Genomic DNA, 23,304 nt, shown 5'->3' with positions numbered 1-23,304 from the left:
CCCCGGCTTACGATCGGATCATGATCAACCACCGGATCGGTCCTTTCGCCGCGTTCGCCGCCTGCGCCCTGACCCTGACGCTCACCGGATGCTCGGAGTCGAACTCCGCCAGCAGTGTGGCGGCGACGTCACCGGCCGCGGCCGCCACCACCAGCAGCGCCCTCGAATCCGAGTCGGCGCCGATCCCGACGGACGCGTCGCCGAAATCGTCCGCGGCGTCCGAGTCCGCGAAGCTCACGGTCACCGACGTCCGCGTCGGCGAGCACGAGGGATTCGACCGCGTGGTGTACGAACTCGGCGGCAAGGGCACGCCGGGCTGGCGGGTCGCATACGTGGACGAGGCGGTGCAGGACGGCAGCGGCAAGACGATCCCGGTGTCGGGCAACGGCATCCTGCAGGTGCAGATCGACGGCTCGGCGTACCCGTTCGACAGCGATGTGGAGGGGTACTCGGGCCCCAACCCGGTGCCCGGTGTTCCCGGCGGCACGGTGACCGAGGTGAACGGCGCGCTCGTGTTCGAAGGTGTCACGCAGTCGTTCATCGGCGTGACCCGACCGGACCGTCCCTTCACGGTGTCGGCCCTGTCCGATCCGACGCGGGTGGTCGTGGACGTCGCGAAGTAGCGCTTCCCGCCCGCAGCTTGACCTCGAGTAACGTTGAGGTTCTACCGTCGTGTCATACCCCGGCTCTACCGTGGGGGGATAGCGACAGGAGGCCGCTGGCATGAGCATGGAAGTCACGGCGTGGAACGCGATGTACAACGCGATGCACGCCCAAGAGGATCGTCGACCCTTCTCCCGCACGACGTTGCGGCGGATAGCCCGATTCGCCCTGCCGCGTCGACGCAGCCTCGGGTGGTATCTGCTGCTCAGCGTCGTCACGGCCGCGCTGGCCGTGGCCACCCCGGTGCTGGCGGGCCGTGTCGTCAACGCCATCGTCGGGGGCGACGCGGTGTCCGTCGTCGTGCGCCTCGCGGCGCTCATCGCGGTCATCGCCGTACTCGAATCCGCACTCGCCCTGTGGACGCGGTGGCTGTCCGCGAGCATCGGTGAGAACCTGATCCTCGACCTGCGGACCGCCGTGTTCGACCACGTGCAGCGGATGCCGATCGCGTTCTTCACCCGCACTCGCACCGGCGCGCTGGTCAGCCGCCTCAACAACGACGTGATCGGTGCGCAGCGCGCGTTCAGCGACACGCTGTCGGGCGTGGTGTCCAACCTCGTCACGCTCGGCATCACGCTCATCGTGATGATCGGGATCTCCTGGCAGATCACGCTGTGCGCGCTGCTGCTGTTGCCGATCTTCGTCCTGCCCGCCCGCAAGATGGGAGCGCGGCTGGCGCAACTCAATCGTGAGGCAGCCAACCACAATTCGGTGATGAGCACTCAGATGACGGAGCGGTTCTCGGCACCGGGTGCCACACTCGTGAAGCTGTTCGGCCGCCCGTCCGAGGAGTCCGCCGAGTTCGCGGTCCGTGCCCGGCGGGTACGGAACATCGGCGTCCGCACGGCGATGCTGCAGTCGGTGTTCGTCACCGCGCTCACTCTCGTGTCCGCTCTCGCGCTGGCGCTCGTCTACGGGCTGGGCGGGTTCTACGCACTGCGCGGACAACTCGACGCGGGTGCCGTCGTCGCGATGGCGATGTTGCTGACCCGGCTGTACTCGCCCCTCACCGCACTGGCCAGCGCACGCATGGACGTGATGAGCGCGCTGGTGAGCTTCGAGCGCGTCTTCGAGGTCCTCGACCTGAAGCCGCTGATCGCGGAGAAGCCCGACGCGGTCGCGGTGCCCGAGGGCCCCGTGTCGGTGGAGTTCGACTCCGTCGAGTTCGCATACCCCTCGGCCGACAAGGTGTCGCTGGCGTCGCTCGAAGAGGTCGCGACCCTCGACACCCGCGGCGGCGTCGACGTGCTGCACCAGCTGTCGTTCCGCGCCGAACCCGGGCAGATGGTCGCGCTGGTGGGATCGTCCGGAGCAGGCAAGTCCACCATCGCCCAACTGGTTCCCCGGCTCTACGACGCAGACGCCGGCTCGGTGAAACTCGGCGGGGTGGACGTGCGCGACCTGACCGCCGACTCCGTGCGGGCCACCGTCGGCATGGTGACTCAGGACGGGCACCTCTTCCACGACACCGTGCGGGCCAACCTCCTGCTCGCCCGCCCGGGCGCCACGCCGGCCGAACTCGCGGAGGTGCTGGAACGGGCGCGGCTCACCGACCTCGTCGCCGCCCTGCCCGACGGCCTCGACACAGTGGTCGGCGAACGCGGCTACCGGCTGTCGGGAGGCGAACGCCAGCGGCTGACCATCGCGCGCCTGCTGCTCGCGCATCCGCGGGTGGTCATCCTCGACGAGGCAACGGCGCACCTCGACTCCACGTCCGAGGCCGCCGTCCAGGAGGCGCTGGGCGAAGCCCTCGCCGGACGGACCGCGGTGGTGATCGCGCACCGGCTGTCAACCGTCCGCGCCGCCGATCTGATCCTCGTGGTCGAGGCCGGGCGCATCGTCGAACGCGGCACCCACTCCGAACTGCTCGCCGCGGGCGGCCGGTACGAGGAGCTGTATCGCACTCAGTTCGACACGGGCACGGTGTCGTCCCCCACCCTCACCGAGGTACTCCGGTGAGTCTGCGAATGGCCGAGAGGGGCAGGCCGATCCAATGCGGGCGGTTCCGCGCCTCGTACACGGTCTCGTACACCGCCTTGTCGAGTTCGTAAGCCCGCAGCAACGCCGCCGCCTCACGCGGGTCGGTGCCCGACACGGAGGAATAGCCCTCGCAGAAGGCGTCGGCGTTGCGCTGTGCCCACTCCCTCGCGCGGAAGTCCCGCTGCGACGCCGCCCCCATCGCTCCCATCGGCACCGAATCGGCCAGCAGGTGGTGAGCGGCGTAGTCGAACGACCGCAGCATTCCCGCGACGTCCCGCAACGGACTGTCCCGTTCCCGGCGCTCGTCGAGCGTCTTGGCGGGCTCCCCCTCGAAGTCGATCAGCAGCCACCGCTCCGGCGTCCGCAGCACCTGACCGAGGTGGAGGTCGCCGTGAATCCGCTGGACGGTGGTGGCGCCCAGAGCTTCCGCCTCGGCGAACTTGCCCCGCACCGCCGAGGCCACCTCTCCCAGTTCGGGAACGATCGAGGTGGCGGCGTCCAGCCTGCGCGTCATCGCCTCCACGGTCGTCGACGCCACCTGTCGTTCCTCCGCCCCGAGCGCACGCGCCAGGGTCGCGTGCACCTCGGCGACCGCGGCGCCCATCCGGTAGGACTCACCGGCGAAGTCCGTCCCCAACTCCGCGGCGTGGAGATCCGCTTCGATCAGGAGGTCGCGGACGCTGCCGAGCGCCATGCTCCACCCGTCCGCCGAGTTGGCCTCGAAATCCTGCACCATCGCAAGGGTGGTCAGAATCCCGGCCACGTCCGTCTCCATCCACGCCCGCAGCGTCGCCACGTACTCGCAGCCCGCCTCGGCGAGCGCGAGGTGGAGTTCGACGTCCGGGTTCACCCCCGGCGTGACCAGACGGAAGATCTTCATCAGGAGCTTCTCCCCCAGCACCACCGACGTGTTCGACTGCTCCGCGCCGAGCGTCCGCCCGCGGAGCCCCGCTTCGATCATCGTGCCCGGCACGGTCTTCAACTGCACCGGCCCGGAACCCTCGGCCTCCGACAGCAAGTCGGCATACAGGGTGATGATCTCGGCATCGTGCAGGCCGTCGTACGCGATCATGATGTTTCCGTCGCCGTCCGGCAGCGCCCACGGCTCGAGGTCCTCGGGTAGATGACTGCGGAACCCCAGCGGTATCTGGTACACCTGCGGCGGCCCCGCCTCGAACTCCACCGACACCAGGAGATGCTCGGCGGAGAAGCCGGAGACCGCCATCAGCTCGTGGCGCAGCAGGATCCGCACCGCCGAAATGGTGGTGCCCTTGGCGGCGAACCACCGCCGGTCCGGCAACCAACGGACGAGTTGCCGCTCGAGGGTCTCGTCGGGAATGCGTTCACTGCTGGGTTCGTTCACTGCTGCACCGCCTGTTCCGCTTCGCTGCTGACCGGGTGGCCGCTCACCGCGCCGTCGGACTTCGGATCCGGTTCCAGCGCAAACCAGAAGAATCCGTGACCGGGGAGTGTGATCATGTACCCGTCCTCCCCGATGGAGGGGAAGGGAACGGAACCGGTGAGCTCCACGGGAATTCGGCCGGCGAACTGGGTGAGGTCCAGGATCACCGCCTGCGGGAACCTGGACAGGTTGTTGACGCACAGAATGACGTCGCTGTACGGCCGGTCCTGGCTCGGCGGCGTCTCCCGAACATACGACAGGACGGCCGGGTTCGCGCTGCCGAGTTCGGTGAACGACGCCGTTCCGAACGCCGGATGCTGTTTGCGGACCTGGATCAGGCGCCGGGTCCAGTGCAGCAACGAGTTGGTCGAGTTCATCTGCGCCTCGACGTTCACCGACTGGTAGCCGTACGTGGGATCCATGATGACCGGCAAGTACATTCGCGCCGGGTCGGCGCGGGAGAATCCGGCGTTGCGGTCGGGAGTCCACTGCATCGGCGTGCGCACCGAGTCCCGATCGCCGAGCCAGATGTTGTCGCCCATGCCGATCTCGTCCCCGTAATAGAGGACGGGCGAACCCGGCAGGCTCAGCAGCAGCGCGGTGAACAGCTCGAGCTGGTTGCGGTCGTTCTCGAGCAACGGAGCGAGACGTCGGCGGATGCCGATGTTCGCCTTCATCCGCGGATCCTGTGCGTACTCGGAATACATGTAGTCGCGCTCCTCGTCCGACACCATTTCGAGCGTCAGCTCGTCGTGGTTCCGGAGAAAGATTCCCCATTGGCACGAGCTCGGAATCGGTGGGGTCTGCGCGAGGATCTCGGAGATCGGGAACCGGTTCTGCCGCCGCACGGCCATGAAGATGCGAGGCATCAGCGGGAAGTGGAACGCCATGTGGCACTCGTCGCCCACGTCCGGTTCCCCGAAGTACTCCACGACGTCCGACGGCCACTGGTTGGCTTCGGCGAGCAGTGCCCGCCCCGGGTACTCGGCGTCGATGACTGCCCTGCACTTCTTGAGAAACGCATGGGTCTCGGGCAGGTTCTCGCAGTTGGTGCTCTCCCGCTCGAACAGATAGGGCACGGCGTCCAACCGGAAGCCGTCGATTCCGAGGTCCAACCAGAACCGCAGCACGTCGATCATCGCGTCCTGGACGTCGGGATTGTCGTAGTTCAGGTCCGGCTGATGGGAGAAGAAGCGATGCCAGTAGTACTGCTTGCGCACCGGATCCCACGTCCAGTTGGACGTCTCCGTGTCGACGAAGATGATGCGCGCCTCCGGATACCCTTCGTCACGGTCCGACCACACGTAGAAGTCGCCGTACGGGCCGTCGGGGTCGGCGCGCGACTCCTGGAACCATGCGTGCGTGTCGGACGTGTGGTTCATGACCAGGTCCGTGATGACTCTGATCCCGCGACGGTGCGCCTGATCGAACAGCTGGACGAAGTCGTCGACCGTCCCGAACTCGGGGAGCACGGCGCGGAAGTCGCGGATGTCGTATCCGCCGTCGCGCAACGGCGAATCGTAGAACGGTGGCAGCCACAGGCAGTCGACGCCGAGCCAGGACAGGTAGTCGAGTTTGGACGTCAGCCCCCGGAGATCGCCCGTTCCGTCGCCGGAGGAATCGAAGAACGCGCGGACCAGAACCTCGTAGAACACCGCGGTCTTGAACCACTCGCTGTCCACCTGCAGTTCTCTGGCGTGGAAGAAGTCCTCGGACCGGGCCTCGATGATGTGGCCTTCCAGGTCGTGCTCCGGCGGGGCCGCGCCCTCCCCGGACGGGTCGGCGAAGGCCGACGACGAATCTTCCAGGGGCATAAGCACCTCGGTTCGCGACTCGATCACAGGAACAGGGGCGTTCCCCGGACACGTGCCTCGATCGTAGGTCGGTCCTGCCCGAACCGCTGGGGACGCGCGCAGCGTGTCGATCGAGGACAGTAGGTGTCCGCTATTGCCGCCACACTGGGTGCATGACCGAATCACCCAGCACCCAGAACCTCATCTCCGACGAGCGCGGACTCCTTCTCCTCATGCTGGACAACCAGCGCACCGCCTTCCGCAACGCGCTGTCCGGGCTGACCGAGGAGCAGGCCCGCAGTGTGCCCAGCGCCAGCGAGTTGAGCCTGGCGTCACTCCTCAAGCACGTGATCGACGGCGAGGAGGCGATGACCTCCCGCATCACCGGGGCCCCGCGCGATGTCGGCGACGATCCGGTGGCAGCGTGGATGGCCGCATGGAACGTCGCCGAGGACGAGACCGTCGACGTTCTCCTCGCCCGCTTGGACGACGCACAGCGCGCCACCGAGGCCGCGGTCGCAGCCGAAACCGATCTGGATCGCGACGTCGACCTGCCCGCCGACGTGGCGCAGTGGATGGCGTCGGGAGTCACCTTCACGGTCCGCTACATGCTGCTGCACCAGATCGAGGAACTCGCCCGGCACGCCGGTCACGCCGACATCATCCGGCAATCCCTCGACGGTGCACGCGCCGATACGCTGGCCGGCGGCGGCAGCTGGTCCTGACTGTTTCCACTCTCTCGGGTAAATTCTCCGCTCGGGCGCGCTGCAGAGCTGCCCGGACGAGACAACGAGGAGTTCAGGTGGACGGTATGAGCGTGATGCGACGCACGATCGCGGCGGCAACGGTCGGTATCGCGGCGACTTTCGGCCTCTCGGGCACGGCAGCGGCGGAACCGGCCACCCCGGACGTCCCCGGACTCGCCGAACTGCGCACCCAGGCCGACAAGCCCGAGGAGAAGGCCGCGGTCGAGGCGCTGGCCACGTCGACCGTGCTGCATGATGTCGCGGGCGCGTACACGCCGTTCCTCTACACCGCACCGACCGTGGGTTGCGGCACCGTCGCACCGGTCACGCTGACGCTGGCGTCGGGCACCACCGGGCCCACCGCCGAGGTGAAGGCCAACGAGATCAGCTTCCAGGCTCTCTCCGCGTACCCCGGTGTCGTGAAGTCGTCGGGACTCAACGTCGCGTGGATCAACACCAACACCGGCGCCAGCGGAATCCTGCCCCTCGACGGCGTCACCGACGGCGGCTACCCGGCGCTGAACAAGGTCGTGACGACGGGGCCGGGCACCGTCGTGGCATCGATCTTCGGCACCGTCGGTTACACCAACGCGACGTGCTACGTGCTGCCGACCGTCGGTTCGTTCTTCGTTCCCGAGGAGGGGCCGCTGCCCGCCGAGGCGGCACAGCCCGCCCCGGCTCCCGCTCCCCCGGCGTAATCGCCGGGGATCCCGTTCGGGACGGCCGCGCGAGAACTACTCGCGCGGCCTTTTCCGGCTGTCCCGGTCGCGCTGGAACTTTCCGCCTGCCCGATCGTCGCGGCCACCGCGCGGCCGAGCCGACGGCGGACCCGAATCGGGCTGCAGCTGAATCAGCACACCGGAGATCCGGGTACGGCGCAGGGCTTCGAGGGTCTCGCTGGACAGGTCGGCGGGCAACTCCACCAGGCTGTGGTCCGGGCGGATGCTGATGTGCCCGAAGTCGCTGCGCCGCAGCCCACCCTCGTTCGCGATGGCACCGACGATCGCACCGGGCACCACACGGTGCCGCTTGCCGACCGCGATGCGGTACGTCGCGAGCTCCTGGCCCTCCGGTCCACGCGACCGCGTCGGGGGGCCGTCGTCGAAACGGCGCGCCGGGCGTTCGCGGGGCTCACGCTCGCGGCGGGGCGCGGGCGGCGGTTCGGGCGCCATGAGGAACGCCTCACCGTCGCGCGACTGCACCGCGAGCGCGGCGGCGATGTCGGCGAGCGGGACGTCGTGCTCCTGCTCGTAGTCCTCGATCATCTTGCGGAACAACGCCAGGTTGTCGGACGTGAGGCTCTCGGTGATCGAGTCGCCGAACTTGGCCACACGCTGCGCGTTGACGTCGTCGACGCTGGGCAGCTGCATCTCGGCCAGCGGCTGACGGGTCGCCTTCTCGATGGCCTTGAGCAGGTGACGCTCGCGCGGCGCCACGAACAGCAGCGCCTCGCCGGCGCGCCCGGCGCGACCGGTGCGGCCGATCCGGTGGACGTACGACTCCGTGTCGTGCGGGATGTCGTAGTTGACGACGTGGGAGATGCGGTCCACGTCCAGACCACGCGCGGCCACATCGGTGGCCACGAGGATGTCGAGGGCGCCGCTCTTGAGCTGGCCGATGGTCCGTTCACGCTGCGCCTGCACGATGTCGCCGTTGATCGCCGACGCGGAGAATCCGCGCGAGCGCAGTCGTTCCGCGAGGTCTTCGGTGGCCTGCTTGGTGCGCACGAAGATGATCATCGCCTCGAAGTCCTCGACCTCGAGGACACGCGTCAAGGCGTCGAGCTTGCGCTGGTGCGCCACCTGGACGTACCGCTGCGAGATGTTGGAGGCCGTCGACGTCTTCGACTTCATCGTGATCTCGACGGGGTCGTGCATGTACTGCTTCGAGATCTTGCGGATGGCCCCCGGCATCGTCGCCGAGAACAGCGCCACCTGCTTGTACTCCGGAGTGTCGGCGAGGATGCGCTCGACGTCCTCCTGGAAACCCATCTTCAGCATCTCGTCGGCCTCGTCCAGGACGAGGTACGAGAGCTTGGACAGGTCGAGCGTGCCCTTCTCCAGGTGGTCGATCACCCGACCGGGCGTGCCCACCACGACGTGAGCGCCGCGCCGCAGCCCCGACAACTGGACGCCATAGCTCTGACCGCCGTAGATGGGCAGGACGTGCAGGCCCGGAATATGGGCGGAGTACTTGCCGAACGCCTCCGCGACCTGCAGCGCCAGTTCCCTCGTCGGCGCGAGAACCAACGCCTGCGGCGACTTCTGCGTCAGGTCGATCTTCGAGAGGATCGGTACCGCGAACGCAGCGGTCTTGCCGGTGCCGGTCTGCGCCAGGCCGACGACGTCGTTGCCGGCGAGGAGGGGCGGAATGGTGGCTGCCTGGATCGGCGAGGGCGACTCGTAGCCCACATCGGACAGTGCCTTCAAGACCCGATCATCGATGTCGAGGTCGGCAAAAGTGGGGGGTTCGGGGTCACGCTCGATATCACTCATTGACCAGCAGTTTAGTGCACGAGTCCACAGTGCATCGCCACGCCGCGGAAATACGCGGCGACCGGGACGGGAGACACCTGCCGCACCTCGTCGCCTAGCGTGGACGGCATGGTCGATGTCGCTGTCATTCAGTTCGCTCCCGGTCAGGACAAGCAGGAGAACCTGCGCACCCTCCGCACGCTCGCCGCCGAGGCCGCGGGCCGCGGCGCGAAGGTGGTGGTGGCGCCGGAGTACGCGATGTTCACGGCGCCGAGAACGGACGAGCGGATCGTCGAGTCGGCCGAGGGCCTGGACGGCGAGTTCGTCAGCGGGCTGGCCGCGACCGCGAAGGAACTCGAGGTCCACCTGATTGCCGGGGTCAACGAGCAGTTGCCCGGGGACGATCACATCTCCAACACCCTCGTCGCGCTCGGACCGGGCGGCGACATCGTCGCCACCTACCGCAAACTCCACCTGTACGACGCGTTCGGCTACAAGGAATCCGACGTCATCCGCGCCGGGGAGATCGGCGCCCCGGAGACCTTCGCCGTCGACGGCCTCACGTTCGGCATGCAGACCTGCTACGATCTCCGGTTCCCCGAGGTCACCCGCCGCATCGTCGACGCGGGCGCCGACGTGCTGCTGCTGCCCGCACAGTGGGTGCCCGGACCGTTGAAGGAGGACCACTGGTCCACTCTCGTGCGGGCACGCGCCATCGAAAACACCGTGTACGTGGCCGCCGCCGACCAGAGCGCGCGCACCGGGGCCGGCAACAGCATGATCGTCGATCCGATGGGCGTGACCCTCGCCTCCCTCGGTGAGCGGGTGGGTACAGCGGTCGCGGCGGTCAGCGCGGAGCGGATCACCGAGGTGCGGGAGAAGAACCCCGCCCTCGCCCTGCGCCGATTCACCGTCAGCGAGATCTGAACGGCCCGATCGGGAGTAGCGTCGGAGACGAACCGTTCTCCTCGATCACGGAGCGTTCGATGTTGTACACCAGTCGCGCCGACGCCGGCCGCAGACTGGCCGCCGCATTGGAGCACCTGCGCGGCACCGATCTGGTGGTGCTCGGTCTGCCGCGGGGCGGCGTCCCCGTCGCGTTCGAGATCGCTGCCGCCCTGTCTGCGCCCCTCGACGTGGTCCTCGTCCGCAAACTGGGTGTCCCGTGGCAGCCGGAACTCGCCATGGGCGCCATCGGTGAGGGTGAATCCCGGGTGATCAACGACGACGTCATCCGCATCGCCCGGATCAGCAAGACCGCACTCGCCATGGTCGAGGCGAAGGAGCGCCGCGAACTCGAACGGCGGGCGCGGGTGCTGCGCGGCGGGAAACCGCGCGTGTCGCTCAAGGGCCGCACGGCCGTCCTCGTCGACGACGGCATGGCCACGGGCGCGACCGCGGCGGTGGCCTGCCAATCGGTGAAGAAGCTGGGCGCGGCACGCGTGATCGTCGCGGTCCCCGTGGCGGCCCCGGAGGCCGTCGGACGTCTGCGCGTGACCGCCGACGAGGTGGTCTGCCCGTACATCCCGGCCGATCTCGGCGGAGTCGGCAACGCGTACGACGATTTCCATCAACTCTCGGACAGCGAGGTCACAGACCTTTTGGCCCACCACTGACGGTGGTTCTCGAGGAATCTTCAGCTCCAGTGCAACGTTCCCGGAGGCCCTGTCGATACACCGGACAGAGCACAGAACAGACTGCCTTTGGAGGATCTCGTGACCGTCTCTGCCGATACCGTCGAAACCGTCGTCACCGCGTGCCTCGACCGATTGGGAGACCCGTCCGGCTGGGTCACCTCCGATGCCTACCGGCACAGCCTCGCTCTCTGCATCATCGAATCGGTGCAGTCGAGCGCCGGGCACAGCGAGGTCGCCGTCGTCGACCGCTATCTGGCGTACCGGCGGGCGCACCCCGATCAACCCCTCACCGACGGCGCGCGCGACCTTCTCCGCACGTTCGAGGAGGCGGGCAGCTCGGATCAGTGGGCGGGCAAGGTCGGTTCGTACAAGAGGCGGTACTCCGCGACCGGTGTGCCGATCGAAGCGCGCCACATCCAGCTGGCGGCGGAGCGACTACACCAGCTCCGGATCAACAGCATCGACGACCTTCTCGAGGCCGCCCGGGACGAAGCCGCCCTGGAGCAGATCCACGACGCGTGGATCGAGGTGTGCGGTGAGAGCAGCGACGTCACGTGGGCGCATTTCCTGATGCTCGCCGGGATCCCCGGGGTCCGGCCGAATCGGGTGGCGGACGTGTTCATCAGCGGCGCGCTCGGCATTTCGGAAGCCACCGACGACGGCCTCGCCGAGGAGATTCTCGAGGCGACCGCCACCGAACTCGGTGTCGATCCGGACCAGTTGAACTACGCGATCCGGCGCTGGCTGTCAGCCAACTCGCGCCGTCTGGAAGAGGCCGCCTGAGTTATCAGTTTACGCCGAGTTACACTTATCTCCGCTGGTCAGACACGAAATACACATAACGGACATCGACCCTGGTGCGAAACTGGGACAAATGTGATCGAATGCACATCCGTCATGTCGTTTCAGTGGAGGGGTCATAGTGCGTGAATTCTCGGTACCGCAGTCGTTCTCAATTCCGGAGGACGCCTCCATGGCGGACACGGTCTTCCGTCATGCCGAGGAAGACCCGAAGTTCGTTCCGTTCAAGCGCCCCGGCAACGGTGGGTGGGTAGACGTCACCGCCGCGGAGTTCGCGGAGCAGGTCTCCGCCGTCGCGAAGGGCCTCATCGCTTCCGGCGTCGAGCTCGGTGACCGCGTCGCGATCCTGTCGGCGACCCGGTACGAGTGGGTCGTCATCGATTACGCGATCTGGACGGCAGGCGGGTGCACCGTCGCCATCTACGAAACGTCCGCACCCGATCAGGCCAAGTGGATCCTCGAAGACTCCGGCACGTCGCTGCTGGTCGTCGAGAACGCCAAGCAGGCCGACGCGCTGAAGGTCGTCACCGACGCCGCGCCGGACCTGCGTGAGGTTCTGCAGATCGAGGGCGGCGCGATCGACGAACTGTCGAAGCGCGGCGAAGGCGTCACCGACGAGCAGTTGCACGAGCGTCGTCACCAGGTGCGCGCGTCCTCCCCCGCGACCCTCATCTACACGTCGGGCACCACGGGCCGCCCCAAGGGCGTGCAGTTGACGCACTCCAACTTCTACGCGGAGTCCGCGGCCGTGAAGCTGGCGCTCAGCGACGCGATGTACGCAGGCAGGCGCACCCTGATGTTCCTGCCCCTCGCGCACGTCTTCGCCCGCGCCATCTCCTTCGGTGCGTTCGACGCCAAGGTCACGGTCGCGCACACCGCCGACCTCACCACGCTGCTCGACCAGTTCGCCGCGTTCAAGCCGCACTTCATCCTGTCGGTGCCGCGGGTGTTCGAGAAGGTCTACAACTCCGCCAAGCAGAAGGCGTACGACGGCGGCAAGGGCAGCATCTTCGAGAAGGCGTCCGCCACGGCCATCGCGTACAGCGAGGCGCAGGACAACGGCGGCGCCGGGCTGGGCCTCAAGCTCAAGCACGCCCTGTTCGACAAGCTCGTCTACTCGAAGCTGCGCACCGCCCTCGGCGGCGAGTGCGACCGCGCCGTCTCCGGTGGCGCCGCACTCGGTGCACGCCTCGGTCACTTCTTCCGCGGCATCGGCGTCCCGGTGTACGAGGGCTACGGCCTCACGGAGACGAGCGCCGCCATCTCCGTGAACACCACCCGCGCACAGAAGGTCGGCACCGTCGGCAAGCCGATCGACGGCCATGCCGCGAAGATCGGTGAGGACGGCGAACTGCTCCTGACGGGTCCCGTGGTGTTCGGCGGTTACTGGCACAACGAGCAGGCCACCGCGGATTCGATCCGGGACGGCTGGTTCCACACCGGCGATCTCGGCTCGATCGACGAAGAGGGCTACATCTCCATCACCGGCCGCAAGAAGGAAATCATCGTCACCGCGGGCGGCAAGAACGTCGCGCCTGCGGTCCTCGAGGACGCACTCCGCGCGCACCCGCTGATCAGCCAGTGCCTCGTCGTCGGTGACGGCAAGCCGTTCATCGGCGCGCTCATCACCCTCGACTCCGAAACCCTGCCGGGCTGGAAGGAACGCCACGGACTGGCCGCCGACACCCCGGTGTCCGAACTGGTGAAGAACCCCGACCTGGTCGCCGAGATCGACGAGGCCGTGGCCGAGGGCAACACGAAGGTGTCCAACCCGGAGCGGATCAAGAAGTACCGCATCCTCGAGGTCGACTTCACGCAGGAGACCGGTGAGCTCACGCCCACGCTGAAGCTCAAGCGGAACGTCATCCACAAGGAGCACGGCGCGGCCATCGAGGCCATCTACGCGTAGGCGGCTCCGCCGCCCGTGAGTGGTCGAGGAGTCCGGAGACTCCTCGACCACTCACGGGCGCGCAGCGCCGAGGATGAAGTCGCGGACCACCGCGGTCACGGTCGCGTGGACCTTCTCGTGGAGCAGGTCGTGTCCGGCGTCGTCGAACTCCCGGAATTCGAGGCCTCCGATCCCCGCCGCCCAGTCCCGGACGGGGTCGATCGGTGCGATGCGGTCGTCCACGCCGTGGACCGCGAGCAGCGGTATCCCGAGTGATTCGAGCGCATCCGCCGTCTGCTGCACGGCTGCGGTCTTCGGTGTCCCGCACAGAATCGCGCACCGGAAACCGGCGTCACCGGACGCGAGAAGTTCCATCGAGACCGCGGCACCGAGCGAATGCCCCATGAGCACGAGCGGAACATCCGGTGCGGGCCTGCCGGCGAGGCCGGTGAGAAGCGCGGCGTCCTCCGCCAGGTCCGCCACGGATCCCGGATGGTCGCCTTCGGACAGTCCGTGACCGGCCTGGTCGATTCCCCACACCCCGATTCCGGCGGGCGTGAGTCCGCGCGCGAACCGGTGGTAATGACCCGTGTGCTGCCCCATGCCGTGGAGAAACACCAGCTGCGCGGCGGGTCCTCCCACCGCGCTCCAGTGCCGGTAGTGGACTCGTCCGGAGTGGCCGTCGAAGAAGGGCATGGCTGCCATTCTGGCTCTGTCGCACCCCGATGGCACAATCGGCCGGGTGAACTCACCGGCAGAACTGGGGACGTAGCTGTGTTCCTCCTCGACGACACCATCGTCTACAGCGCCAGCGACCTCTCCGCGGCCGCCACCTGCGAGTTCGCGTTGCTGCGCCGGTTGGACGCCACGCTCGGGCTCGCCGGGGCCGGTTCCGCCACCATGTCCGTCGACGACGACCCCATGCTGAAACGGACGTCGAGCCTGGGCGATGCTCACGAACATCGCCGGCTCGAGCAGTTCCGCGCCGAGTACGGCGACGGGGTGGTCACGATGGACCGTCCCGAGTACACCGCGGTGGGACTGTTCGAGGCGAACCTGGCCACCGTGGAGGCGATCCGCGGCGGCGCCGACGTCGTGTACCAGGGGACGTTCTTCGACGGCCGCTTCCTGGGTTTCTGCGATTTCCTCGTTCGCGACGGCGACACGTATGCCGTCCACGACACCAAACTGTCCCGGCACGCGAAGGTGTCGGCCCTGCTCCAGCTCGCCGCGTACGCGGAAGCACTGGCCGACAACGGGATCCCGACCTCACCGGACGTCCACCTGCTGCTCGGCGACGACAGCGACTCGGCGCACTCGCTCGGCGACATCGTTCCCGTGTACTCCGCGCGACGCTCCTCGCTCGAGCGAATTCTCGACGAGCACCGCGACGAGCAGTCCCTCGCGGAGTGGGGCGACCCCCGGTACACGGCGTGCGGCCGGTGCGACACGTGCACCCCGGAGGTGGAGCAGCACCGCGACCTCCTGCTGGTGGCCGGAATGCGCACGACGCAGCGGAGCCGGCTGATCGCGGCCGGGATCGGCACTCTCGACGCCCTCGCCGCGCATACGGGCAGCGTCGAGGGCCTGCCCGAGCGCACCCTGGAATCGCTTCGCGCTCAGGCCGCCCTGCAGTTGCGCCAAGAGTCCTCGGGCATCCCCGAGTTCCAGGTGTACGCCCCGCAGGCGCTGGGCGGGCTGCCGGAACCGGACGACGGCGACATCTTCTTCGACTTCGAGGGAGACCCGCTCTGGGCCGAGAACGGATCCACGGACTGGGGTCTCGAATACCTCTTCGGCGTGGTCGAGGGTCCCGCCGACGCCGCCGTGTTCCGGCCGTTCTGGGCACACGACCGCGCCGAGGAGCGGCAGGCACTCGTCGACTTCCTCGACTACGTGACCACGCGTCGTCAGCAGTATCCGAACATGCACATCTACCACTACGCCGCGTACGAGAAGTCGGCGCTGCTGCGGCTGGCGGGACGGCACGGCGTCGGCGAGGAGACCGTCGACACCCTGCTGCGCGACAACGTCCTCGTCGATCTGTATCCGGTGGTGCGCGGGTGCCTGCGCATCGGCGAACGGTCCTACAGCATCAAGAAGCTCGAACCGCTGTACATGCCGGAGCAGCCGCGCGACGGCGACGTCACCAACGCCGCCGCATCGGTGGTCGCGTACGCCGACTACTGCGATCACCGCGACAACGGCCGGGAGGACGAGGCACGCGCGCTGCTGCAGGGCATCGCCGACTACAACGAGTACGACTGCGATTCCACGCTGCGGCTGCGCGACTGGCTGATCGGGCAGGCGGAGACCCACGGCGTCGCCCTCCGGCCGCCCGGCGACGGGCCCACCCCGGTGACCGAGGAATGCACCCCCACGGAGGCGGCGTTACGCGAGTTCGCCGGGCACGGACCGAGCGAGCACCGGGAACACGACCAGCAGGCGGCCGCGCTCATGGCGGCGGCGGTCGGCTATCACCGCCGTGAGCGGAAACCGTTCTGGTGGGCGCACTTCGACCGGCTGGTCGTGCCGCACGACGAACTGTCGGACATCCGGGACGTTCTGGTGGTGTCGTCCGCGGTCGTCGAGGAGAACTGGCACAAGAGCAGCCCGCGGCAGCGCAAGCTGCGCCGGCGACTTCAGCTCACCGGCCGTTTCGGGACCGGGAGCACGGTGGGGCCCAAGACCACGATGTACGCGCTGTACGACACCCCTGCACCCGAGGCGGTCGCGGGCGACAATCCGCAGCAACGGGGAACGTGCACGGTCAACGTGCTCGACGTCGGGAAGGACGGCCGCCGCCGCGACGTGGTGATCGTCGAGGAACTCCTGAACGGCGAGGAGTACGTGCAACTTCCGACGGCGATCACCCCCGGGCCGCCGATCACGACCGACCGGATCGAATCGTCCATCGCGGTGGCCGCGGACGGCATGTGCTCGCCGCTGCCGGCCCTCCCGCTGTGCGCGTCGGTGGACATCCTGCGGCGGTCCGACCCGCGCACCCGGAGCGGGAATCCGCTCCCACCCGTCGACGGCACGGATTACGCGGGCGCGATCACCGCGGCACTACTCGACCTCGACGACTCGTACGTCGCGGTGCAGGGGCCTCCCGGCACCGGCAAGACGTACACCGGGGCCCGGGTGATCAAGGCGCTCGTCGAGCAGCACCACTGGCGGATCGGCGTAGTCGCACAGTCGCATTCGGTGATCGAGAACATGCTCGGCGGCGTCGTGAAGGCCGGGCTCCCCGCCGAACTCGTCGCGAAGAAGGACGGGCGGCATCGCGCCGCGACGTGGACCGACATCAGCTCCAACGACTACCCCGGCTTCATCGACCAGGCCGAGGGAACGGGCTGCGTGATCGGCGGGACCGCATGGGACTTCGCGAACACCGACCGGGTTCCGCCGGGCAGCCTCGATCTGCTGGTCATCGACGAGGCCGGGCAGTTCGCTCTCGCCAACACCATCGCGGTGGGCGGCGCGGCCCGCAATCTCCTGCTTCTCGGCGATCCTCAGCAACTTCCGCAGGTCAGCCAGGGCACCCACCCGGAACCGGTGGACGCGTCGGCCCTCGGGTGGCTCGCCGAGGGGCACGGGGCGCTGCCCGCGAGCCGGGGATATTTCCTCGAACGCACGTGGCGGATGCACCCGGAATTGTGCGCGCCCGTATCGACACTGTCCTACGACGGCAAGCTGCGTTCACAGGAATCGGCCAGTGCCGCACGACGACTCGACGGCATGGAACCGGGCGTGCACACCGTCTTCGTCGACCACCAGGGCAACGCCACCCAATCCCCCGAGGAGTCGCGGGAGGTGGTCAACCGGATCACGAAGCTGCTCGGTTCCGGCTGGACCGACCCCAGCGAGTTCGAGGGCACCCGCCCACTCGGCGAGTCCGACATCCTGGTCGTGGCGCCGTACAACGCGCAGGTCGGGTTGATCGAACGCGATCTGGCCGCGGTCGGCCTCGACAAGGTCGAGGTGGGTACGGTCGACAAGTTCCAGGGGCGGGAGGCGGCCGTCGCCATCGTGTCGATGACCGCGTCGGCGATCGAGGACGTGCCGCGCGGCATGTCGTTCCTGCTGTCGCGGAACCGGATGAACGTGGCGGTGTCCCGCGGCAAGTGGGCTGCGATCATCATCCGGTCGGAATCGCTGACGCGGTACATGCCGAGCACCCCGGAAGGTCTGACCGAGCTGGGTGCCTTCATGCGGCTCACCGGTCAGCCGAAGCACTGATCTTCGCCGCGGTAGGTGGGCACCACGGTGCGGGAGCCGTCCGACTCGACGAGGTGCACCTCGGTGAACCGCTCGCACAGCTCGCCGGCCTTCGCGTGCCGGAACCACACCCGGTCGCCGATGCCGAGATCCGCTGCCGCCTTTCCGGTCACCGGGGTCTGGACCTCACCGGCGCCCTCGTTGCGCAGTAGCTTCAGCCGCGGCGGCCACACCGGCGTGGGCACGCGACTGCCCCCGGCGGGACCGGAGGCGATGTAGCCGCCGCCGAACAGCGTCGCGATGCCGGGTGCCGGCCGCCGGACCGTCGACAGGGCGAAGTACAGCGACGGGTGCGGACGGAACGCGCGGTACTTGTCGAAGAGCGTCGGGACGTACAGACCGGAGCCGGCTGTCACCTCCGTCACGACCGGGTCCGCGGAGCTCACCTCCACCGAGCCGGTGCCCCCGCTGTTGACGATCTCGAGCACCCCGACCTCCGACTGCACGGCGTTCACCACGGCAGTGCGACGGGACGTGAGTTCTTTCGCGGACGCCCGCTTCATCCAGCCGATCGGCGGACTGGAGTCGGGCAGACCCGCGATCTGCGCTTCGTAGAACATGACACCGACGACGGCGAATCCCCGCCCCGCGGCGCGCTTCGCGAACGCGGCGACGGCGGACGGTTCGCGGAGCGGGGAACGGCGCACCCCGATGTGGACCGGCCCGAGCCGCAACGAGGCGTCGACGTCGATGCACAGCCGGGCCGGGAGGGACGTGGTGCCTGCCGCGGCGAGAACGAAGTCGAGGTGGTCGTCGCTGTCGACCATCAACGTGATCCTGTTCAGCAGTTCGGGATCGGCCGCGAGTTCTGCGAGTGCCCCGCGGTCGGCCGTCGGGTAGCCCATCAGGATGTCGTCCGCGCCGTGCCGGGCGAGCCAGATCGCCTCGCGCAGCGAATACGCCATGATCCCGCGGAACCCGCCGGCCCCGGTGAGATTCTCCCCCAGTGCGACCTGGAGTACCGCGCGGCAGCGGACGGATTTGCTGGCGACGCGGACGGGGGTGCCGCCCGCACGCAGCACCAGGTCGGCGGCGTTGGCGCGCAGCGTGGTCAGGTCGAGTGCGGCCAACGGCGGGTCGACCTCGGTCGTCGAGGCGATGAGACGGTCGAGCGTGGGCGTCACAGTTCGTCCAATCTTCTCCATCGGTCTGCGACGCCAGTCAACCATCGAGTTGGACGATTGTCCAGATCAAACGGGCCCGCTCAGGCCTGCTCGACCGCCTTCGACGCGATCACGTGCACCATGTCGTCCAGCGCCGCGATCATCGCCTCACTGTCGCGGTCGACCAGCCACCGCAGCACGAGCCCGTCCAGGATGGCCAGCCCGAACCGCGCGATCGCCTCGACCGGGGTGGCCCAGCCGACTTCGGCGATGCGGGCGCACTCGGCGAGGAACTCGATCGCCTCCTCGTCCATGGTCCGATACTGCTGACCGGCGATGTCGCCGGCCCGCTCGCTCCCGGACGCCCGGTGCCGCAACGCCTGCGCGGTGATCTCGTACGTCAGCAACTGGCGGTCCGGGGTGGCCTCGATGATCGGCCACATTCCGCTGATCCCGATGTGGAGGAGTTCGCGCAGACCGTCGATCCCGCGCAGGTCCGGCGCGTGCCGAACCTGACCGAACGCCAGTCGCATCGACGCGCTGAGCTGCAGAACCAGGCTCTCGCCCATCGCCGCGAGGAGCTCCTCCTTGCTCTCGAAGCAGTAGTGCACCACCCCGAGCGAGACGCCCGCCTCCTCCGCCACGGCACGCACCGTGACCGACGCGACGCCGCGCTGCTCCGCGATGGCGAGCGCCGACTCGACGAGTTGGGCACGACGTTCATCCGCAGGAAGCCTGTTCAGCATCCTCTGATCGTAGAACCTGCGGGAGCCTCGCCTGTGACCAACACGGACGCCCGACCAACCCGCCATTTGCCTGGACGAGCGTCCAGGTTCATGATGGGCGAATGGCACAGGACACATGGCGCAACTGGGCGGGCACCGAGACGGCGAACCCGCTGCGCTTCGCGACACCGCGCTCGGTGGAGGAACTCAGCGCGCTCGTCTGCGGTGCCGCGGAGCACGGACAGCGGGTCAAGGCCGTGGGGTCGGGGCACTCCTTCACCGGGGTCGCCGTCACCGACGGGATCCTCGTCAGCCTCGACGCCCTCACCGGGATCGAATCCGTCACCCTCGACGAACCGGCGGGCGCCCTCGTCACCGTCCTCGCCGGCACGCGGCTGCACGACCTGAGCGAGCAACTCTGGCACCGTGGCCTGGCGATGATCAACCTGGGCGACATCGACGTGCAGTCCATCGCGGGTGCGCTGTCCACCGGAACCCACGGCACCGGAGCGCGTTTCGGAGGCCTCGCCACTCAGGTCCGCGCCCTGCAGGTGGTGCTGGCGGACGGCTCGGTGGCCGACTGCTCCCCCACCGAGAACCCCGAACTGTTCGAGGCGGCACGGCTGGGACTCGGCGCCGTGGGCATTATCTCGAAGGTCACGATCCAGTGCGTGCCGCACTACGTGATGCACGCCGTCGAGAAGCCCGAGTCACTGGACGCCACCCTCGACCGGCTCGACCACGACCGCACCACGATCGACCACTTCGAGTTCTACTGGTTTCCGCACACCCGCCGCGTGCTGACGAAACGCAACACCCGGCTACCCGGTGACACCCCGGTCTCTCCCCTCCACCCGGTCCGCGCCTACGTCGACGACGAATTGCTCGCCAACGTCCTGTTCGAGGGCATCAACAGGGTCGCCGGCCTTGCGCCGGCTGCGATCCCGAAGATCAACCGGTTGTCGTCGCGCATGCTGAGCGCGCGCGAATTCACCGATCGCAGCTACCGCGTCTTCGCGTCGGAGCGCCGGGTCAAGTTCCGGGAGATGGAATACGCGGTTCCCACCGAGGCCCTCCCCGACACTCTCGCGGCGATCGACTCGTGGGTGGAGAAGTCCGGTTTCACGGTCGCGTTCCCCGTCGAGGTCCGGTTCGCCGCGGGCGACGACGTGTGGCTGTCGACGGCGAACGGTCGGGACACGGCGTACATCGCGGTGCACCAGTACCATCGCCGCGATCACGAGCCGTACTTCTCCGCGGTCGAGGCCATCGCCCGGGAAGTGGACGGGCGACCGCACTGGGGCAAGATGCACGGCCGCACCGCCGAGGACTTGCGGCCCGCCTATCCGAACTTCGACGAGTTCGTCGCCGTGCGCGACAAGTACGACCCCGAGCGAATGTTCGGCAACGCGTACCTCCAGCAGGTCCTCGGTCGCTAACGTGAGCTAGGTGGCCCCCAGTCGATCTTTCGACCGTCGCGACTTCCTTCGCGTCGCGGGTGCCTCCGGGGCGGCGGCGCTCGGTGCCGTGATGCTCGGCGCGTGCGGGGAACGCCTGCACGACCCGGAGGTTCCGCCGCTTCCCGACGGCCTGTCCGTTCCGGGCGGCGGAGCGGTGTCCGAGTTCGCGCCCGTCGACAAGGCGACGTGGCGCGTGCAGGGCGATCCGCTGGTCGCGCCGACCGGTGACGGGCCCCTCGCCGGCAAGCGACTCGCCGTCACCGACCTGTACGCCGTTGCGGGACAGCAGATCGGTGCGGGCAGCGGACGGCGGCTCGCCGAGGCACCCGTCGAAACCGGTACCGCCGCAGTGGTGGCGCGCCTCCTCGGTCAGGGCGCCCGCGTCGTCGGCCTGGCGCAGACCGACGACCTCGGTTACGGGCATTCCGGCATCAACCAGCAGTTCGGTACGCCGCCCAACCCCCGCGCCGAGGACTGCCTGCCCGGCGGTGCGACCTCGGGTGCCGCGAGTGCAGTCGCGCAGGGTTCCGCCGACATCGGATTGGGTGTCGACACCACCGGTTCCGTCCGCATCCCCGCCTCGTATCAGGGCCTGTACGGCTTCGCGCCGTCCCGGGGCGCCGTCTCCACCGACGGGCTGTTTCCGCTGTCCCCCACGTTCGACACCCCCGCGTGGGTCTGCGGCGACCTCGACACCCTCGTCGCGGTCTCCGGCGCGCTTCTCCCGCTCACGGCGGAGACCCCGTTCCGCAGCGCGCTCACCTCCGACGGCATCAACGCCGTCGCCGAGGCGGGGGCGCTCGGCGCGATGCGGCGGGCCCTCACCGCGTGGGAGAAGAGTTCCCTCCCCCGGCTGACGTGGACCGACACGGACATCGGCCGGCTTCCCGACTGGTACGACGCCGTCGTCGCCGTGCAGGGCTACGAGGCGTGGCGGCTGCACGGCGACTGGGTGAGCGGGGCGATGACGTCGCTCGGCGACGAACCCGGCCGCAATTTCGCCGCCGCGAGCCGCATCTGGGAATCCACGTACGGCCGGAAACTGATCAAGCTCGCCGAGGCGTCGCAGACGATCACCGCGTACGTGGGCGACAGCCTGCTCCTGCTGCCCGCGACCTCCTCCACGGCCCCCGAGCGGACGAGCTACCCCAGCGGTGACCGGTTCCGGAACACGATGCGCGCCACCGGCATGCTCACCTGCCTCGCGAGCATCTCCGGACTGCCCAACGCGACCGTGCCGTTGCGCACCGACGACGGAGTTCCCGTCGGTCTCTGCCTGGTCGGCCCGCACGGCCGTGACCGCGACGTCCTGGCGGTCGTCGCGAGTCTCGGCGACACGGGGCTGATCGACTGACGGCCGGAACCGTCAGCCGCGGAGCAGTTGCGCCTTGCGCGCGTCGCTCGCGAACGACGCCGTGATCGAGTTGCGCGCGAGGGTTTCCCGCTCGGCATCCGTGAGGCCGAGCTGATCCCGCAACTGGGCGAAGTTGTCGTCGACGTACCCGCCGAAGTACGCGGGGTCGTCGGAGTTCACGGTGACGAGCAGACCCGCCTCCAGCATGGTCCGCAGCGGATGCTCGGACAGCGAATCGACGACACACAGTCGCACGTTCGACAGTGGGCACACGGTCAGCGGCACTTCCTCGTCCACCAGACGCGCCACGAGCGCCGGGTCCTCGAGCGCCCGCACCCCGTGGTCGATGCGCTCGGCACCGAGGAGATCGAGCGCCTGCCAGATGTACTCCGGCGGGCCTTCCTCGCCTGCATGGGCGACCACGTGCAGCCCCTCCGACCGGGCGCGGGCGAACACGTCCTCGAACAGCGACGGCGGGTTGCCCACCTCGGCCGAGTCCAGGCCGAGCCCGACGATCGGCGTCTGCAACCGGATGATCTCCGAGAACACTTCCTCCGCCTCGTGCACGGGACGGTCCCGCAGGATCGCGGCGATCGCGGCGCTGCTGAGGCCGAACTCCCGCTCGCTGGTTCCCACCGCGTCCATGATCCCGTCGAGCACCTCGTGCAGCGGCACACCACGATTGACGTGGGCCTGCGGGTTGAAGAAGAACTCCACGTGCGCGACGCCGCCCGCCGACGCCCGGGCGAAATAGGCGCGAGTGAGGTCCGCGAAGTCCTGCGCCGTCCGAAGCACCTGCATGTTGGCGAAGTACAGGTCGAGGAACGACTGCAGATCGGTGAACTCGTACCGCGAGCGGAGATCGTCGAGGTCGGTGTACGGCAGCTGCACGGAATTCCGTTCGGCCAGCGCGAAGATCAGCTCGGGTTCGAGGGAACCCTCGATGTGCATGTGCAGCTCGGCGACGGGAGAGCTCACGGGTGGATACCTGCCTTTC

General features: G+C 68.6%; 18 protein-coding genes. 11 read left to right on the top strand and 7 right to left on the bottom strand.

The window, feature by feature from the left end:
* Positions 1-20: 20 nt before the first annotated feature.
* Both G9373_RS17090 and G9373_RS17085 read left to right on the top strand, forming a co-directional pair.
* Entirely contained in the window at positions 21-623 is a 603-nt protein-coding gene (locus tag G9373_RS17090; protein ID WP_054245417.1) for a hypothetical protein, read from the top strand.
* A 100-nt stretch (positions 624-723) separates the two neighbouring features.
* Positions 724-2,622 carry an ABC transporter ATP-binding protein gene (locus G9373_RS17085; RefSeq protein ID WP_167115983.1) on the top strand — a complete coding sequence of 633 codons (1,899 nt, stop codon included), beginning with the start codon at positions 724-726 and terminating at the stop codon, positions 2,620-2,622.
* On the opposite strand, the gene G9373_RS17080 is transcribed toward G9373_RS17085, so the two are convergent.
* Positions 2,603-4,006 (bottom strand): phosphotransferase, encoded by a 1,404-nt coding sequence (locus G9373_RS17080; RefSeq protein ID WP_133986462.1) that lies wholly within the window; start codon positions 4,004-4,006, stop codon positions 2,603-2,605. The two genes, G9373_RS17085 and G9373_RS17080, sit on opposite strands and share 20 nt — an antisense overlap.
* Positions 4,003-5,859: a maltose alpha-D-glucosyltransferase gene (gene treS / locus G9373_RS17075; RefSeq protein ID WP_005573937.1), complete on the bottom strand. Its 1,857-nt coding sequence runs from the start codon at positions 5,857-5,859 to the stop codon at positions 4,003-4,005. Before treS ends, G9373_RS17080 begins: the two co-directional genes overlap by 4 nt.
* Positions 5,860-6,011: 152 nt before the next feature.
* Here treS and G9373_RS17070 point away from each other — a divergent pair, with 152 nt between their 5' ends.
* A complete protein-coding gene (locus G9373_RS17070; protein WP_005253766.1) occupies positions 6,012-6,563 on the top strand; it encodes a DUF664 domain-containing protein in 552 nt (183 codons plus the stop codon).
* 86 nt (positions 6,564-6,649) lie between these two features.
* Positions 6,650-7,282, top strand: coding sequence for a hypothetical protein (locus G9373_RS17065; protein ID WP_005573939.1), 633 nt, complete (start codon positions 6,650-6,652; stop codon positions 7,280-7,282).
* A gap of 36 nt (positions 7,283-7,318) precedes the next feature.
* Here G9373_RS17065 and G9373_RS17060 read toward each other — a convergent pair whose 3' ends face one another.
* Positions 7,319-9,079, bottom strand: coding sequence for a DEAD/DEAH box helicase (locus G9373_RS17060; RefSeq protein ID WP_167115979.1), 1,761 nt, complete (start codon positions 9,077-9,079; stop codon positions 7,319-7,321).
* Between the two features lie 108 nt (positions 9,080-9,187).
* Here G9373_RS17060 and G9373_RS17055 point away from each other — a divergent pair, with 108 nt between their 5' ends.
* From G9373_RS17055 to G9373_RS17040, 4 genes are all read left to right on the top strand, one after another.
* Positions 9,188-9,985: a carbon-nitrogen hydrolase family protein gene (locus G9373_RS17055; RefSeq protein WP_005253763.1), complete on the top strand. Its 798-nt coding sequence runs from the start codon at positions 9,188-9,190 to the stop codon at positions 9,983-9,985.
* A 59-nt stretch (positions 9,986-10,044) separates the two neighbouring features.
* A complete protein-coding gene (locus G9373_RS17050; RefSeq protein WP_005253762.1) occupies positions 10,045-10,674 on the top strand; it encodes a phosphoribosyltransferase family protein in 630 nt (209 codons plus the stop codon).
* Between the two features lie 99 nt (positions 10,675-10,773).
* Positions 10,774-11,478 (top strand): hypothetical protein, encoded by a 705-nt coding sequence (locus tag G9373_RS17045; protein ID WP_005564759.1) that lies wholly within the window; start codon positions 10,774-10,776, stop codon positions 11,476-11,478.
* A gap of 139 nt (positions 11,479-11,617) precedes the next feature.
* A complete protein-coding gene (locus tag G9373_RS17040; protein ID WP_005564760.1) occupies positions 11,618-13,405 on the top strand; it encodes a long-chain fatty acid--CoA ligase in 1,788 nt (595 codons plus the stop codon).
* A gap of 51 nt (positions 13,406-13,456) precedes the next feature.
* On the opposite strand, the gene G9373_RS17035 is transcribed toward G9373_RS17040, so the two are convergent.
* Positions 13,457-14,080, bottom strand: coding sequence for an alpha/beta hydrolase (locus G9373_RS17035; RefSeq protein WP_167116009.1), 624 nt, complete (start codon positions 14,078-14,080; stop codon positions 13,457-13,459).
* A gap of 78 nt (positions 14,081-14,158) precedes the next feature.
* Between G9373_RS17035 and G9373_RS17030 the strand changes: the two genes are divergently transcribed.
* A complete protein-coding gene (locus G9373_RS17030) occupies positions 14,159-17,626 on the top strand; it encodes a bifunctional RecB family nuclease/DEAD/DEAH box helicase (RefSeq protein ID WP_167115977.1) in 3,468 nt (1,155 codons plus the stop codon).
* Here the strand turns inward: G9373_RS17030 and G9373_RS17025 are convergent.
* Both G9373_RS17025 and G9373_RS17020 read right to left on the bottom strand, forming a co-directional pair.
* Positions 17,611-18,810, bottom strand: coding sequence for an amino acid deaminase/aldolase (locus tag G9373_RS17025; protein ID WP_133986459.1), 1,200 nt, complete (start codon positions 18,808-18,810; stop codon positions 17,611-17,613). The genes G9373_RS17030 and G9373_RS17025 overlap by 16 nt on opposite strands.
* Before the next feature lie 59 nt (positions 18,811-18,869).
* The gene (locus tag G9373_RS17020) at positions 18,870-19,514 is read right to left on the bottom strand and encodes a TetR/AcrR family transcriptional regulator (protein ID WP_005564766.1); all 645 of its coding nucleotides are present in this window, start codon (positions 19,512-19,514) and stop codon (positions 18,870-18,872) included.
* A 101-nt stretch (positions 19,515-19,615) separates the two neighbouring features.
* On the opposite strand from G9373_RS17020, the gene G9373_RS17015 reads away from it, so the two are divergent.
* Together G9373_RS17015 and G9373_RS17010 are read left to right on the top strand one after the other, a co-directional pair.
* Entirely contained in the window at positions 19,616-20,932 is a 1,317-nt protein-coding gene (locus tag G9373_RS17015) for a D-arabinono-1,4-lactone oxidase (RefSeq protein WP_167115974.1), read from the top strand.
* Between the two features lie 10 nt (positions 20,933-20,942).
* Positions 20,943-22,307: an amidase family protein gene (locus G9373_RS17010; RefSeq protein ID WP_167115971.1), complete on the top strand. Its 1,365-nt coding sequence runs from the start codon at positions 20,943-20,945 to the stop codon at positions 22,305-22,307.
* A 12-nt stretch (positions 22,308-22,319) separates the two neighbouring features.
* On the opposite strand, the gene G9373_RS17005 is transcribed toward G9373_RS17010, so the two are convergent.
* Positions 22,320-23,285, bottom strand: coding sequence for an adenosine deaminase (locus tag G9373_RS17005; protein WP_005253753.1), 966 nt, complete (start codon positions 23,283-23,285; stop codon positions 22,320-22,322).
* Between the last annotated feature and the right edge of the window lie 19 nt (positions 23,286-23,304).

Origin of the sequence: Rhodococcus sp. A14 (assembly GCF_011603105.1) — a bacterium.
GTDB classification, from domain to species: Bacteria; Actinomycetota; Actinomycetes; order Mycobacteriales; family Mycobacteriaceae; genus Rhodococcus_F; species Rhodococcus_F opacus.
Note: the sequence above shows the minus strand (reverse complement) of the source record. Positions and strands in the feature narration are given on the sequence as shown.

Bases quoted from the DNA above. Each gene is read 5' to 3' on its own strand.
- G9373_RS17065 (WP_005573939.1), top strand. From the start codon at position 6,650: ATGAGCGTGATGCGACGCACGATCGCGGCGGCAACGGTCGGTATCGCG.
- G9373_RS17055 (WP_005253763.1), top strand. From the start codon at position 9,188: ATGGTCGATGTCGCTGTCATTCAGTTCGCTCCCGGTCAGGACAAGCAG.
- G9373_RS17020 (WP_005564766.1), bottom strand. From the start codon at position 19,514: ATGCTGAACAGGCTTCCTGCGGATGAACGTCGTGCCCAACTCGTCGAG.
- G9373_RS17015 (WP_167115974.1), top strand. From the start codon at position 19,616: ATGGCACAGGACACATGGCGCAACTGGGCGGGCACCGAGACGGCGAAC.
- G9373_RS17025 (WP_133986459.1), bottom strand. From the start codon at position 18,810: ATGGAGAAGATTGGACGAACTGTGACGCCCACGCTCGACCGTCTCATC.
- G9373_RS17035 (WP_167116009.1), bottom strand. From the start codon at position 14,080: ATGCCCTTCTTCGACGGCCACTCCGGACGAGTCCACTACCGGCACTGG.
- G9373_RS17060 (WP_167115979.1), bottom strand. From the start codon at position 9,079: ATGAGTGATATCGAGCGTGACCCCGAACCCCCCACTTTTGCCGACCTC.
- treS (WP_005573937.1), bottom strand. From the start codon at position 5,859: ATGCCCCTGGAAGATTCGTCGTCGGCCTTCGCCGACCCGTCCGGGGAG.
- G9373_RS17050 (WP_005253762.1), top strand. From the start codon at position 10,045: ATGTTGTACACCAGTCGCGCCGACGCCGGCCGCAGACTGGCCGCCGCA.
- G9373_RS17085 (WP_167115983.1), top strand. From the start codon at position 724: ATGAGCATGGAAGTCACGGCGTGGAACGCGATGTACAACGCGATGCAC.
- G9373_RS17090 (WP_054245417.1), top strand. From the start codon at position 21: ATGATCAACCACCGGATCGGTCCTTTCGCCGCGTTCGCCGCCTGCGCC.
- G9373_RS17070 (WP_005253766.1), top strand. From the start codon at position 6,012: ATGACCGAATCACCCAGCACCCAGAACCTCATCTCCGACGAGCGCGGA.